General features: G+C 70.1%; 15 protein-coding genes and 1 tRNA gene. 8 read left to right on the forward strand and 8 right to left on the reverse strand.

Annotation, left to right across the window (positions count from 1 at the left end; translation table 11 throughout):
- Nucleotides 1-69: 69 nt before the first annotated feature.
- Nucleotides 70-684 (reverse strand): DUF3027 domain-containing protein, encoded by a 615-nt coding sequence (locus EDF55_RS17635; RefSeq protein ID WP_123656287.1) that lies wholly within the window; start codon nucleotides 682-684, stop codon nucleotides 70-72.
- Nucleotides 681-1058 carry a cold-shock protein gene (locus tag EDF55_RS17640; protein ID WP_123656288.1) on the reverse strand — a complete coding sequence of 126 codons (378 nt, stop codon included), beginning with the start codon at nucleotides 1056-1058 and terminating at the stop codon, nucleotides 681-683. The genes EDF55_RS17635 and EDF55_RS17640 overlap by 4 nt, the downstream gene beginning before the upstream one ends.
- A 50-nt stretch (nucleotides 1059-1108) precedes the next feature.
- Here EDF55_RS17640 and EDF55_RS17645 point away from each other — a divergent pair, with 50 nt between their 5' ends.
- The 6 genes from EDF55_RS17645 (at nucleotide 1109) to EDF55_RS17670 (ending at nucleotide 8668) form a co-directional block, all read left to right on the forward strand.
- Complete coding sequence (locus EDF55_RS17645; protein WP_123656289.1) at nucleotides 1109-1411, forward strand: multidrug ABC transporter ATPase; 303 nt, start codon at nucleotides 1109-1111, stop codon at nucleotides 1409-1411.
- A gap of 28 nt (nucleotides 1412-1439) precedes the next feature.
- Nucleotides 1440-3209 carry a helicase-associated domain-containing protein gene (locus EDF55_RS17650; RefSeq protein ID WP_123656290.1) on the forward strand — a complete coding sequence of 590 codons (1770 nt, stop codon included), beginning with the start codon at nucleotides 1440-1442 and terminating at the stop codon, nucleotides 3207-3209.
- 30 nt (nucleotides 3210-3239) lie between these two features.
- Nucleotides 3240-4937 (forward strand): DNA repair helicase XPB, encoded by a 1698-nt coding sequence (locus EDF55_RS17655; protein ID WP_123656291.1) that lies wholly within the window; start codon nucleotides 3240-3242, stop codon nucleotides 4935-4937.
- Between the two features lie 62 nt (nucleotides 4938-4999).
- The gene (locus EDF55_RS17660; protein ID WP_123656292.1) at nucleotides 5000-5695 is read left to right on the forward strand and encodes a response regulator transcription factor; all 696 of its coding nucleotides are present in this window, start codon (nucleotides 5000-5002) and stop codon (nucleotides 5693-5695) included.
- Nucleotides 5696-5792: 97 nt separating this feature from the next.
- Complete coding sequence (locus EDF55_RS17665) at nucleotides 5793-7490, forward strand: cell wall metabolism sensor histidine kinase WalK (protein WP_123656293.1); 1698 nt, start codon at nucleotides 5793-5795, stop codon at nucleotides 7488-7490.
- A 263-nt stretch (nucleotides 7491-7753) separates the two neighbouring features.
- Nucleotides 7754-8668 carry a hypothetical protein gene (locus tag EDF55_RS17670; RefSeq protein WP_123656294.1) on the forward strand — a complete coding sequence of 305 codons (915 nt, stop codon included), beginning with the start codon at nucleotides 7754-7756 and terminating at the stop codon, nucleotides 8666-8668.
- A gap of 159 nt (nucleotides 8669-8827) precedes the next feature.
- Here the strand turns inward: EDF55_RS17670 and groL are convergent, their stop codons facing one another.
- From groL to EDF55_RS17700, 6 genes are all read right to left on the reverse strand, one after another.
- Entirely contained in the window at nucleotides 8828-10450 is a 1623-nt protein-coding gene (groL, locus tag EDF55_RS17675; protein WP_123656295.1) for a chaperonin GroEL, read from the reverse strand.
- Nucleotides 10451-10661: 211 nt separating this feature from the next.
- Nucleotides 10662-10865, reverse strand: a complete 204-nt coding sequence (locus EDF55_RS17680; RefSeq protein WP_056120541.1) for a cold-shock protein — start codon at nucleotides 10863-10865, stop codon at nucleotides 10662-10664.
- A 286-nt stretch (nucleotides 10866-11151) separates the two neighbouring features.
- Entirely contained in the window at nucleotides 11152-11736 is a 585-nt protein-coding gene (locus tag EDF55_RS17685; RefSeq protein ID WP_123656296.1) for a LytR C-terminal domain-containing protein, read from the reverse strand.
- Complete coding sequence (locus tag EDF55_RS17690; protein ID WP_243698209.1) at nucleotides 11733-12035, reverse strand: DUF3263 domain-containing protein; 303 nt, start codon at nucleotides 12033-12035, stop codon at nucleotides 11733-11735. Before EDF55_RS17690 ends, EDF55_RS17685 begins: the two co-directional genes overlap by 4 nt.
- A gap of 106 nt (nucleotides 12036-12141) precedes the next feature.
- Nucleotides 12142-13131, reverse strand: a complete 990-nt coding sequence (locus tag EDF55_RS17695) for a DUF2332 family protein (RefSeq protein ID WP_123656297.1) — start codon at nucleotides 13129-13131, stop codon at nucleotides 12142-12144.
- Nucleotides 13128-13610, reverse strand: a complete 483-nt coding sequence (locus EDF55_RS17700; RefSeq protein ID WP_123656298.1) for a GNAT family N-acetyltransferase — start codon at nucleotides 13608-13610, stop codon at nucleotides 13128-13130. The genes EDF55_RS17695 and EDF55_RS17700 overlap by 4 nt, the downstream gene beginning before the upstream one ends.
- 55 nt (nucleotides 13611-13665) lie before the next feature.
- Here EDF55_RS17700 and msrB point away from each other — a divergent pair, with 55 nt between their 5' ends.
- The gene (gene msrB / locus EDF55_RS17705; RefSeq protein WP_123656299.1) at nucleotides 13666-14076 is read left to right on the forward strand and encodes a peptide-methionine (R)-S-oxide reductase MsrB; all 411 of its coding nucleotides are present in this window, start codon (nucleotides 13666-13668) and stop codon (nucleotides 14074-14076) included.
- A gap of 42 nt (nucleotides 14077-14118) precedes the next feature.
- Nucleotides 14119-14194 (forward strand) — tRNA-Thr (locus tag EDF55_RS17710).
- Nucleotides 14195-14201 lie beyond the last annotated feature (7 nt).

The following is a 14201-nucleotide window of genomic DNA, read 5'->3' on the forward strand; positions in this document are numbered from 1 at the left end:
AACGCGAAACGCCGCCGGGTCCGGCGGCGTTTCGTCGTTCGTGCGGCGTCTCGGCAGGACGGCGGTGTGTCAGCGCTGGTCGTCGAGCTCGTCGACGTCGACGCCGTCGATCTCGTCGTCGTCCGACTCGGGGAGGTCGTCCTCGTCGTCGTCGAAGTCGTCGTCGTCCGACTCGTCGTCGTCGTCGTCCTCGTCGTCGTCCGCGTCGTCGTCGTCGTCCGCGTCGTCGTCGTCATCCGACTCGTCGTCGTCATCCGACTCGTCGTCGTCATCCTCGTCGTCGGACTCGTAGTCCTCGTCGTCCTCATCGGACTCGTCAGCGTCGTCGTCCGCGTCAGCGTCGTCGTCGGAGTCGCCGTCGCCGTGTTCCTCGCCCTCCTGCGCGGCGCGGTAGTCGGCCAGCCGCTCCGACCACGGCACCCAGTCCGGCGCGAGCAGCGACCCGTCACCGGGCATCAGCTCGACCTCGAGCACGGTCGGCTCGTCGCCCTCGACCTGGGCGATGCTGACGGTCCAGCGCCACCCCGGGTACCCGGGCATCCGGTTCGCGAACAGGACCGAGACGACCCCGTCGCCCTCGTCCGTGGTGCCGACGGAGGACCCGACGGTCGACTCCTCGGTGACCTCGAGCAGCGCCCTGCGGGCGAGTGCGGTCAGGTCGGTGTTGTCGGTCGTCATGGTCATGCGTCCAATTGGTCTGCGACGTGCCGCAGGATCGCGGCGATGCGTGTGCCGTTCTTCGGGTAGCGACCGTGGCGGAGGTCTCCGCTGATCCGGTCCAGTTCCTTCACGAGGTCCTCGACGATGACGGCCATGTCGTCCGCCGAGCGGCGCGACATCTTCGACAGCGACGGCTTCGGGTCGAGCAGGCGGACGGACAGCGCCTGCGATCCCTTGTTGCCCTGGACCACGCCGTACTCCAGGCGCGCACCGGCCTTCACGGTGGTCACGCCGTCGGGCAGCGAGGAGGCGTGCAGGAAGACCTGGTCGCCGTCGTCTCCGGTGATGAACCCGAAACCCTTCTGGTCGTCGTAGAACTTGACCTTGCCGGTGGGCATGCGTGGACTCCTCGATAGGTGTGCGGCCGTGGTGCGGATATCCTGGGGCGATGGCCAAGCCGACCCGATCCACCGAGGACACGCGGAACTCCGCGGAATCCCCGGCGACGTTCAATCGTACCGAACGCACCCTCGCGTTCATGATCGGCGGCATCGTGTTCTTCACGGTCCTCTGCTTCGCGGCGATGATCATCGGCTGGCTGACCCTCGGGACGATCCCGGGCACCGGCATCTGGCCCGTGGTCCTCGGCATCCTGTACTTCGGACCGCCCATCGCGCTGGTCCTGATCTTCGTGCTGCTGGCCGTCACCTGGACCCGCAAGGCACGCGCACACCGGAACGAGGCCCGCTGACGTCCGCTCCGGACGCATGCGGAGGACGATGACGACCACCGCCGACCTCGCCGCCCGACTGCGGGCGATGCCGGACGACGACCTCGAACGGCTCATCATCGCGCGCGGGCTCCCCGCGGCGGTGCTCGGTGAGACGGGCCCCCAGAGCATCACCGACTTCTTCGACCTGGCCGAGGCGTTCCGCGCCGACGCCGCGGTCGACGCCGCCGTCGAACGGCTCCCGCGCCGGACGCTGGTCGCGCTCCGCGACGGCGAAGCCGGTGACGCACTCGCCCCGGCGGTCGCGCTCGGCCTGGCCGAAGCGGACGGCCGGGTCGACGACGCGGTCGCGCTGCGCGTGGCGGCGCACCCGGACCTCACTGCGCTGACGGGAGGCCCGGCACCGGTCCGCCAGGCTGCCCCCGACACGGGGACCGGGACGTCCGGTGCCGCACGTGCGACGGGCGCGGAACACGCGTTCGCGACGATGACGGTGCTGGCCGAGCTCCTCCGGTCCGTGGACGACGGCGGCGTGCGCGAACTCGTCAAGGGCGGCATCGGCTCACCGCTCGCCCGTGCGCTCGCGGAACGCTCCGGCGCCGACCCCGAGGTGGTGCCCGGCCGGCTCGAGCTGCTCGAGCGGATCCGCTTCACCGGCACGGACGACGGCACGTGGTCCCTGACCGACGCCGGGCGCGCCTGGCTGACGACCGCGTGGCCGGACCGGTGGACGGACCTCGTCGAGCGCTGGCACGACGAACTCGACGACGCCGTCCGTGAAGTCCTCGACGTGGCCGGCGACGACTGGCGCGACCTGCCGAGCCTCGGCCGCTGGGCGTACCCCGCCGGCGCGCGGTGGCTCGACGCGACCCTGCTCGACGTCGCCGGCACGGCGAACGCGCTCGGCATCACCGTCGACGGCATCGTCACCGAGACCGGTCGCACGCTCCTCGGCGCGGACCGCGACGCTGCGGAGCGCGCGGCGACCGCCGACCTCCCGCACACCGTCGAGGGCGTCTACCTCCAGCACGACCTCACCGTCATCGCACCGGGGCCCCTCGCGCCGGATGCCGACGCCGAACTCCGGAGCGTCGCCGACCTCGAGTCGCCGGGACTCGCCGCCCGGTACCGCGTGTCCGAGGACTCGCTCCGCCGTGCCCTCCGCGCCGGGAGCACCCGCGACCAGGTCGTCGCACTGTTCGAGCGGATCGGGCTCGCCGGCGTCCCGCAGCCCCTCGCCTACCTGGTCGACCAGGTCGCCGCGCGGGACGGCAGCATCGTGGTCGACCGCGCCGAGGACGGCCTCGGATCGGTCGTGCGGGGCACCGCCGACCAGCTCGACCTCATCGGGGTCGACGCCGAACTCCGCCAGCTGGCGTGGGAGCGCCCCGACCTGACGACCCTGGTGACCCGCTACCCACCGCACGTGGTCCACGCGGCGCTGGAGGACCAGCGCTACCCGGCCGTCCTGCAACCCGGCGCCCGCCCCGAGACGCACCACGGGCCTCCAGGCCGTCGCCGTCTGCCGCAGCGCACCCCGGAAGCCGCAGCGCGCGCCGTCGTGGGTCGGCTCCGACTGACGACGGAACGCGGTGCTGCCGAACCGGAACAGGAGTGGCTCGGTCGACAGATCGACCTCGCCGTGCGCGGTCGCACGCCGATCCGGGTGACGGTCCGGATGCCGGACGGCTCGGAGCGGCCGTTCTCGATCGTGCCGACCTCGGTCGCCGCCGGACGCATCCGGGGGAAGGACACCGCCGCCGACGTGGAGCGCACACTGCCCCTGTCGTTGGTCGTGTCCGTCGACAGCGAAGCCTGACCCAGTCGGCGACGGCTAGGCTGGAAGGCCATGAACGGACCGCTGATCGTCCAGAGCGACCGCACCGTGCTGCTCGAGGTGGCGCATCCCGACGCCGAGGACGCACGCCACGAGCTCGCCGTGTTCGCCGAACTCGAACGCGCCCCGGAACACGTGCACACCTACCGGGTGACCCGCCTCGGCCTGTGGAACGCGCGCGCCGCGGGCCACGACGCCGAGAGCATGATCGACACCCTCGAGCGCTTCGCGAAGTTCCCGGTCCCGCAGAGCGTCACCGTCGACATCCGCGACACCGTCGCCCGGTACGGCCGGCTCGTGATCCGTCGCGAGGACCCGGCCGACGCGCCGGTCATCGCGAACTCCCCCTCCGAGGAACTCGAGCGCCAGCCGACGCTGCTGCTCACCGCGACGGATCCGACAGTCCTCGCCGAGGTCGTCCGCTCCAAGCGCATCAAACCGCTCCTCGGGAACAAGCGCTCCGACACCGCGATCGAGCTGCAGCAGTGGGCCCGCGGGCAGATCAAGCAGGAGCTCGTGAAGATCGGCTGGCCGGCCGAGGACCTCGCCGGGTACACGCCGGGGCAGCCGCACGCGATCGACCTCGACAACAGCGAGTGGGACCTGCGGCCGTACCAGCAGGACGCCGTGCAGAGCTTCTTCGCGCAGGGCTCCGGCGTCGTCGTGCTGCCCTGTGGCGCCGGCAAGACGCTCGTCGGCGCCGGGGCGATGGCCACCGTGAAGGCGACGACGCTCATCCTCGTGACGAACACCGTGTCCGCGCGGCAGTGGCGGTCCGAGCTGCTCCGCCGGACCTCCCTGACCGAGGACGAGATCGGCGAGTACTCCGGCAGCGTCAAGGAGATCCGGCCGGTCACGATCGCGACGTACCAGATCCTCACCGCACGACGGAAGGGCGAGTACACGCACCTGTCGCTCCTCGATGCACTCGACTGGGGACTCGTGGTCTACGACGAGGTGCACCTGCTCCCCGCCCCGGTCTTCAAGCTGACCGCCGACCTGCAGGCCCGTCGACGCCTCGGCCTGACCGCGACCCTCGTGCGCGAGGACGGGCGCGAAGGCGACGTGTTCTCCCTCATCGGGCCGAAGCGGTACGACGCCCCGTGGAAGGAGATCGAGGCGCAGGGGTACATCTCCCCCGCGTCCTGCTTCGAGGTCCGCATCGACCTGCCCCACGAGGACCGTCTGGAGTACGCGGCGTCGAGCGACGACGAGCGCTACCGGCTCGCGGCGACGACCCCGGCGAAGACCCCGGTCGTCCGGGAACTCATCGAGAAGCACCGGGGCGAGCAGATCCTCGTGATCGGGCAGTACATCGACCAGCTCGACGACCTGGCCGACTCCCTGGGCGCGTCGAAGATCACCGGAGCGACGCCGATCGACGAACGGGAACGGCTGTACCAGGCGTTCCGCGACGGCGCGATCGACGTGCTCGTCGTGTCCAAGGTCGCGAACTTCTCGGTGGACCTGCCCGACGCCACCGTGGCGATCCAGGTCTCCGGGTCCTTCGGCTCCCGGCAGGAAGAGGCGCAGCGCCTCGGCCGGCTGCTCCGCCCGAACAAGGACGGCCTGCCCGCGTCGTTCTACACGCTCGTCACACGGGACACCGTCGACCAGGACTTCGCGCAGAACCGGCAGCGGTTCCTCGCCGAGCAGGGGTACTCGTACACGATCCTCGACGCCGATCAGGTCCAGGCCGCGGTGGGCTGACGCCCGCCACGCTCTCGCGTCGCTCCCAGGTAACGCTTAGGGAACGGCCAGAAGATAGGACCATGACCGATGGCCCCAAGATCCTGATCGTCGACGACGAGCCGAACATCCGCGATCTCCTCACGACCTCGCTCCGCTTCGCCGGGTTCGCCGTGCGCGCGGTCGGCAACGGGGCGCAGGCGATCTCCGCCGTGCTCGAGGAAGAGCCGGACCTCATCATCCTCGACGTGATGCTGCCCGACATGAACGGCTTCGGCGTGACCAAGCGCCTCCGTTCCTCCGGCTACACCTCCCCGATCCTGTTCCTCACCGCGAAGGACGACACCGAGGACAAGATCACCGGCCTCACGGTCGGCGGCGACGACTACGTCACGAAGCCGTTCTCGCTCGACGAGATCGTCGCGCGCATCAAGGCGATCCTCCGCCGCACGATGAACGACGAAGAAGACGCGATCATCCGCGCCGGCGAGCTGACGATGGACCAGGACACGCACGAGGTCACCATCGGCGACGCGCAGATCGAGCTCTCCCCGACCGAGTTCAAGCTGCTCCGCTACCTCATGCTCAACCCGAACCGTGTGCTGTCGAAGGCGCAGATCCTCGACCACGTGTGGGAGTACGACTTCAACGGCGACGCCGGCATCGTCGAGTCCTACATCTCGTACCTGCGTCGGAAGCTCGACCAGTACTCGGCGGAGCCGATCATCCAGACCAAGCGCGGGTTCGGCTACATGCTGAAGGCGTCGAAGGCCTCCTAGGCTCCGTCGGGCCGGCCCTCGTGGTCGTTCGTCTGGCCCGTCTTTCTCGGCGGTCGTCCGGTTTCACCGGGCGGCCGCCGTCTACCGTTGAGGCAGCATGCACTCCAGAATGAACCGCTGGTGGGACGGCATCTCCCTGCGCACCAAGATCACCGGCATCACGGTGCTCCTGGTGGCGCTCGGCCTGCTCGTCGCGGGGCTCGGCACCATGACGGTGCTCTCCACCTACCTGGTGTCCCGCCTGGACAACCAGGTCACCACGACGACGTCGCAGCTCGAGGGGCAGAACGTCTCCGACGGTGAGCAGTACTGCAAGCTCTCCGTGGTGCTCGAGAAGAGTTCCTACGTCGCGGCGTACGACAGCGACGGCAAGCAGATCTGCGACACCCAGTCCACATCGCAGCCTGACATCTCGTCGGTCGACTTCGCCGCGGCCACGAAGACCAGCAACCCGTTCAGCCTCTACGACAAGCAGCACAACCACGAGTGGCGTGCCCAGGTCATCCCGGCGAACCTCCAGAACATCTCCACCGGCGCCACCGAGACCGGTTACGTGCTCGTCGCGGTGTCGAGTGCGGACACCGACCAGACCATCGCCCGGTTCACGGTGATCTTCCTCGGGTTCGGCATCTCCGTCATCCTGCTCGGCGCGATGCTCACCCGGCTGCTCGTCACCGCGACCTTCGACCCGCTCCGCGACGTCGAGGACACCGCCGCCCGGTTCGCCGCGGGTGACTTCAACCAGCGACTCGAAGACGACACCCCGAACACCGAGGTCGGGCGCCTGAACCGCTCCCTCAACGCCATGCTCGAGCGGATCGACAGCGCGTTCGAGGACCGGCAGCGCACCATCGACCAGATGCGCCGGTTCGTCGGTGACGCCTCACACGAACTCCGCACCCCGCTGGTCTCGCTCCGCGGGTACGCCGAGCTGTACCGGATGGGTGCCCTCCGCAAGGAAGAGGACGTCGCCCAGGCGATGGAGCGCATCGAGAAGGAAGCGCAGCGGATGGGGCTCCTCGTGCAGGATCTCCTGCAGCTCGCCCGCATCGACGAGTCGAAGCCGCTCGAGCTCGGCCCGGTCGACCTCGTCGCCATCGCCCGCGACTCCGCGCTCGACACGATGGCGTCGAACCCCGACCGCGAGATCCAGGTCCTCGTCGAGGACGTGCCGCAGGCCGTCCGTGCACCGTCGTCGTTCGGCCCCGCGGTCACCCCGTCGTCGTCGGAGAACCCGCCCGTGTCCCCGTCGGCGAACACCACCGGGCCGATCGCGTTCTCCCGGCAGACCCTGGCGCGGCTGCGCGCCCGGCGGAGCCGCGCCATGAACGTCGACGCGCCGGTCTCCGACGAGACGACGCCGCTGCCCACCGTCGTGATGCCGAAGCGTCCCCCGATCGTCCTCGCCGAGGAGAACAAGATCCGGCAGGTCGTGACGAACCTGATGGGCAACGCGATGCGGTTCACGCCGCACGACGACCCCATCGAGATCGGCATCGGCGTGGACGACGACCGGGGCATGGCGCACATCGACGTCATCGACCACGGCGAGGGCATCCCGCCGCAGCTCCGCGAGAAGATCTTCCAGCGCTTCTGGCGTGCCGACACCTCGCGCGCACGGGACACCGGCGGGTCGGGCCTCGGGCTCGCGATCGTGTCGGGCATCGTCGCGGCGCACCAGGGCTCCGTCGAGGTCATCGACACCGAGGGCGGCGGTGCCACCTTCCGCATCTGGCTCCCGCTCCTCCCCCGCGACTACACCCCGCAGCCCCCCGCCGGCTCCGCCGCCGCCTGACGCGGGCGCGCGCCCGCGCGCCCGCGCGCCCGCGCGCCCGCGCGCCCGCGCGCCCGCGCGCCCGCGCGCCCGCGCACCCGCGCGCCCGCGCGGCACCCCCACCCCCACCCCCGGTGAGATCGCACTACGTGTCGCCTCCCCTCTGAGCCTTCCGACACAAGGCGCGATCTCGCGGCTCCTGCACAGCCGGTTCCGGGCGGGTCCTCCTCCACAGGAACGCGGGCGCGGCCCCCCGGCTGTCAGTGGCTCGGCACGCTGGCGTCATGCCAACGGACCCTCAGCCACTCCCGTCCAGGTTCCTGCGGACGCCGTTCCTCGTCGCCGACGCACTCGAACAGGGCGTCGGACGGGAACGCCTTCGGAGGAAGGACCTGGCCGCTCCGGCCCGCGGAGTTCGGGTCCCTGCCGACCGGCTCGCCTTCATCGACACGGCACTCGCCCACGGCCTCTTGCTCCGCCCCGATCAGCACTTCAGCCACACGACGGCCGCCAGGCTCTGGAGTGCCCCGCTCCCCCGTTTGTTCGCTGCTCCGAACAGCGAGCTCCACGTGTCGACCACCGGGTCGGGACCCGTGGAACGCCGGCAGGGCGTGATCGGGCATCGCGTCCGGCCCTCACGCGCCGATGTCACCACGGTGTTCGGCGTGCGGGTCAGCACACCGGCCGCGTTCTGGTACGAATGTCGGACCCTGCTCAGTCTCCGCGCACTGGTGATCCTCGGCGATCACCTCGTCGGCGTCGGGCGGCTGGCATCTCCAGCGCAACTCGCCGCGACCATCCACCCTGGGGATCGCGCTGTCGTGCTCGCCCGCGCCGCTCTCGATCTCGTCCGAGTCGGAGCTGAATCGCCGATGGAGACGATCGTGCGACTGATCGTCGTGGAGGCCGGATTCCCGGAGCCCGACTTGAACGCGGACGTCTTCGACGCATCGGGGCGCTTCATCGGGCGCGTCGACATGGCCTGGGTCGAACTCCGCATCGCCCTCGAGTACGACGGCGACCACCACCGGACGGACCGCGACACCTTCAGCCACGACCGCACGCGTGGCAACGCCTTCACTGTCGCGAGCTGGCTGACCATCCACGTCACCGCGAAGGATGCGCACCACCCATCCGACTTCCTGGAGCGTCTCCGCGAGGCGTTCGCATTGCGTCAGCGCAACGGGGTACCGCGGTGAGATCGCACTTCGTGTCGGTTGCGCGAAGATCAGCCGACACGAAGTGCGATCTCACCGGCGGAGGCGTGGCCGGACGCGGACGCGGCGGAGGCGTGCGCGCGGCGCACGCGGAAGGGCCCCCGCACGCGCAGCGTGCGAGGGCCCTTCCGGAACGACGGACTAGAAGTCCATGCCACCCGTCGGGTCGCCGGCCGGAGCGGCCGCGGCGCGCTCGGGCTTGTCGGCGACGACGACCTCGGTCGTGAGGAACAGACCGGCGATCGACGCAGCGTTCTGCAGCGCCGAGCGCGTGACCTTGGCGGGGTCGATGATGCCGGCAGCGATCAGGTCGACGTACTCACCGGTCGCGGCGTTGAGGCCCCAGCCCGCTTCGAGCTCGCGGACCTTGGCGGCCACGACACCCGGCTCGAGACCGGCGTTGAGCGCGATCTGCTTGAGCGGTGCGTCGATGGCGACGCGGACGATGTTCGCGCCGGTCGCCTCGTCGCCCTCGAGCGTGAGGGAGTCGAGCGCGACCTTGCCGGCCTGGATCAGGGCGACGCCACCGCCGGCGACGATGCCCTCTTCCACAGCGGCCTTGGCGTTGCGGACGGCGTCCTCGATGCGGTGCTTGCGCTCCTTGAGCTCGACCTCAGTTGCAGCGCCCGCCTTGATGACGGCGACGCCACCGGCGAGCTTCGCGAGGCGCTCCTGGAGCTTCTCGCGGTCGTAGTCGGAGTCGGTCGCTTCGATCTCGGAGCGGATCTGACGGACGCGGCCCGCGATCTGCTCGGTGTCGCCGGCACCTTCGACGATGGTGGTCTCGTCCTTGGTGATGACGACCTTGCGTGCCTTGCCGAGCAGGTCGAGCGTGGCGTTCTCGAGCTTGAGGCCGACCTCTTCCGAGATGACCTGGCCGCCGGTGAGGATCGCGATGTCCTGCAGCATGGCCTTGCGACGGTCGCCGAAGCCCGGGGCCTTGACGGCGACGGACTTGAAGATGCCGCGGATCTTGTTCACGACGAGCGTGGCCAGGGCCTCACCGTCGACGTCCTCGGCGATGATCAGGAGCTGCTTGCCAGCCTGGATCACCTTGTCGACCACCGGCAGGAGGTCCTTGATGTTCGAGATCTTCGAGTTGACGATCAGGATGTAGGCGTCTTCGAAGACGGCTTCCTGGCGCTCGGGGTCGGTCACGAAGTACTGCGACAGGTAGCCCTTGTCGAAGCGCATGCCCTCGGTGAGCTCGAGCTCGGTGCCGAAGGTGTTCGACTCCTCGACGGTGACGACGCCTTCCTTGCCGACCTTGTCGATGGCCTCGGCGATGAGCGCGCCGATGGTCGGGTCCGCGGCCGAGATCGACGCGGTGGCGGCGATCTGGTCCTTGGTCTCGATCTCCTTGGCGTTCGCGAGCAGCTGGTCGGAGACGGCCGCGACGGCCTTCTCGATGCCGCGCTTCAGCGAGACGGGGTCGGCGCCGGCGGCCACGTTGCGGAGGCCTTCGCGGACGAGGGCCTGGGCGAGCACGGTCGCGGTGGTCGTACCGTCACCGGCGACGTCGTCGGTCTTCTTGGCGACCTCCTTGACGAGCTCGGCACCGATCTTCTCGTACGGGTCGTCGAGCTCGATCTCCTTGGCGATGGAGACACCGTCGTTCGTGATCGTGGGGGCGCCCCACTTCTTCTCGAGGACGACGTTGCGGCCGCGCGGGCCGAGCGTCACCTTCACGGCGTCGGCCAGCTGGTTCAGGCCGCGCTCGAGGCCACGGCGGGCCTCCTCGTCGAAAGCAATGATCTTAGCCATGTGAGTTTCTCGTCCCTCCCGGACGTCGTGGGGGTCTTCTGGCACTCAGCGTCAGCGAGTGCCAAGCCCGATTCTGGCACTCGACCCCTGAGAGTGCAACACACACCGGCACACCCACCAGCACACCCGCCAGCCCACCCACCAGCACACCGCCCGGACACGACGAACGCGCCGCCCCCGAGGGGACGGCGCGTCCGGAGTGGTTCGGCGACTAGGCCGGACGCACCGACTCGGCCTGCGGGCCCTTGGACCCCGTGCCGACGTCGAACGTCACTGCCTGGCCCTCTTCGAGGACCTTGTAGCCGTTCATGTCGATGGCCGAGTAGTGGACGAACACGTCCTGGCCCCCTCCATCGACGGTGATGAAGCCGAAGCCCTTTTCAGCGTTGAACCACTTGACGGTTCCGTTGGCCATGATCTGTTGCTCCCTGCGGTACTGCTGTTGCGAACGACGGGGCCGTCGGGTGACGCCGTCGGGTCCGAGCCCGGGTGTTCCGCATCGTGCGTACCGAGGTCCGACGACATTCCGATCACTCCGGTGACCACTTGTGACTCTAATCAGGAAGTGCGTTTCGGCAAGGGGTGTGACGGACATTTCACGCTGATTCCGCCGGAACTCAACGTGCCGGAAACACAGCCGTTACAAAGCGCTGCGCAGAACGACCGGGAAACGCACCCGGGCGACTCCGGGAAGCGTCGGATCAGCCCGTGTAGTCGGACCCGAGCACGACGCTCACGTCGGCGTTCGGGAACGCTGCCGACTGCTGCACGGCGGTCACACCGAGGGCAGCGGCGACACCGCGTGCGATGGCCGCCTGGGAGTCCTGCTGGTAGTACACGATCGTCGACGTGGTCCCGGTGGTGCCCGCGTTGCCGCTCGACGTCACCGTCCACCCGGCGGTGGTCAGCGCCGAGGTGCCCTTCGCCGCGAGTCCGGCCGTGGTGGTCCCGTTGAGCACGACGACCGTGGTGTCGCCCTGCTCGGAGGGCTTCGCCGCGGTGGGCGCGGACGACGACGACGCCGACGGTGACGACGACGACGAGGAGGACGCGGACGACGACGCGGACGCCGACGGCGACGACGTGGCGTCGTCGTCCCCGGAGAACGAGTAGCTGCCGTTGAGGAGCGCCAGGACGAGCACCCCGATCCCGACGAGCACGCCGGTGGCGAGCGCGGCCCACGCGAACGCGATCCAGCCGCGGCCACGACGGTGCATGCCGCGGTGCGCTCCGACGCGCGGACCGTCGGTCACGTCGTCGAAACGGTCATGGGGGAATCTCGTCATCGTTCCTCTTCGGTTCCGGTGGCGGAGGCGGCGGCGGGAGCGACGAAGCTCCGCGCCGCTCGTGCGCTCGTGCGCGCGTGCCGCAGGCGCTGCAGGCGACCGACCAGCTGCGGGTCGTACGCGAGTGCCGCGGGTGAGTCGATGACCCGGTTCAGCACCTGGTAGTACCGCGCCGGCGACATGTCGAACTCGACCCGGATCTCCGCCTCTTTCGTGCGGTCGTGCCGTGCCCGCTCGTGCTCGAAGGCGAGCACGTGCTTGGCGAGCTCGCTGAGCTCGTCCGCGGGGATGGTGGTCACGACGGTTCCGATCACATTCGGGTAACGGGTCTCGCACATCGTAGGGGTGCGGTCGATGTCGACCCTGGCATGGCGCTGGACTGTCGCGGATTCCACCCGGGAAGCGTCACAGCTCGCGGAACCACCGGATCGCGGTCCCGAAGGCGTCGCACACGGCCACGGCGACCCCGTCGACGGAGACGGTCGCGAAGGACGCCGGGTCGGCTACGTCGACGTCCGCCGGCAGCGTCGCGGCCACCCCGGTCAGGATCCCGGTGCGCTCGAGCGCGATCCAGTGCAGCCCGCGTTCGGCGATCCGGTCGACGAACCGCTGCCGCTCGGCTCCCGGCACGTAGATCAGGGTGCCGGCGGTCAGCACGACGGGTTCGAGGCGGTCCGGCAGGGCGTCGACCGCGCGGTCCAGGTCGTCCGGCACACGGCCGGTGATCCGGACGGGAGGCACGGTGAGCGTCGCGCGCGCGGCCGCCCGCATCAGGGCGGTCCGCTCCAGGGCCTCCGGCGGGACCGCCTCGACCAACCGGTCGAACGCACGGGGCGCTGCGAGGTCGATGGGGTTCGGGTCGAGGGCGACGCGCGCCCCGATCCGGATCGGCTCAGTGGCCGGCGCCGGCACCGTACCCGAGGCGTCGGCGACCAACCGGATCGAGGGGTCTTCCTGCGCGGTGTGCATCCGCACGGTGCCGTCCGACGTGCGGTAGTCGAGCGTGACGCGGTCCGGGATCGAGCACAGCCCCGCGGCGGCACCCACGTCGACGAGCCCGAGCGGCCGCGACGCCGACGCGGCGAGCGCCGCGAACAGGGGGACGAGCGGACCGAGCCGCCGCGGGTCGTTGGCCTGCACCGTGGCGGTGGCGAGGTCCGTGACCAGGGTGGGCCCGGCCTCCCGTCCGAGTGCGCGGAGCGCGGCTGGGTCCGACGGGTCCGCACCCAACCGGCGCGCGACCGCGAAGAGCAGCTCCGGCTGCCGCTTCGACTCCGGGACCTCCTCGAGCAGGGCGACCAGGTCGTCGTCGAGCGACCGGGCCCATGCGGCGTACGACGGCGAGACCGGAGCGATCCGGTCCGCGTAGGCGCGGTAGCGGGCCCGGGTGTTCACGCCCGGTGCATCCCGACGTGGGTGATGCCGGCCTCCACGTAGGGGGCTCCGAACCGCACGAAGCCGTGGCGTTCGTAGAGTGCTGCGACGTACTCCTGTGCGTGCAGGACGATCGGTTCGTGCCCGTGGGCCGCGAGGACCGCGGCGACGAGACGGCTCGCGATCCCCTGCCCGCGGTGGTCCGGGTGGGTGGCGACCCGGCCGATCACCCAGGCCGGCGGGGCGGAGCCGTCCGGGTGCACCTCCGCTGCCGCCGGGCGGATCAGGCGGAGGTACCCGAGCGCTGCCGACCCGTCCGTCGCGCCGTCCGTTCCGAACCACCAGTGCTCGGTGTCGGGCTCGCGGTCGCGGCCGTCGAAGTCCTCGTCCGAGACGTGTTGTTCGAGGGCGAAGACCCGGTTCCGCAGACGGACGATGCCGTACAGTTCGTCCGTCGTCAGGCGGGCCCATCGAGTGCGGTGCACGGAATGCTCGGACATCCCGACGAGTTTACTGAAGTGGTCGACGAACCCCGACCGGAAGCAGGAGGAACCCATGGCATACAACGTCGAGAAGAGCGACGCCGAGTGGCGCGAGGAACTCTCCCCGGAGCAGTACGCCGTCCTCCGGCAGGCGGGGACGGAGCGCCCGTGGACCGGTGAGCTCCTGGACGAGGAGCGCGCCGGCATCTACACGTGTGCGGCGTGCGGCGCTGAGCTGTTCAAGAGCGGCACGAAGTTCGACTCCGGCTGCGGCTGGCCGTCGTTCTACGAGTCGGTGAACCCGGACGCGGTGAAGCTGATCGAGGACAACTCGCTCGGCATGGCCCGCACCGAGGTCCGCTGCGCGAACTGCGGCTCGCACCTCGGGCACGTGTTCCCGGACGGCTTCGGCACCCCCACCGGAGACCGCTACTGCATGAACTCGCTGTCGCTGAACTTCGCCGAGAAGACCACGGCCGAGTAGCACGCGAGTCCCGACCCGCTCGTCGGTAAGATGGGCGGGTCAGCCAGCATGGCGCAATTGGTAGCGCACCGTACTTGTAATACGGGGGTTGCGGGTTCAAGTCCCGCTGCTGGCCCCAGATCTTC

This window comes from Curtobacterium sp. ZW137 (assembly GCF_003762905.1).
In the GTDB taxonomy this organism is placed as follows: Bacteria; Actinomycetota; Actinomycetes; order Actinomycetales; family Microbacteriaceae; genus Curtobacterium.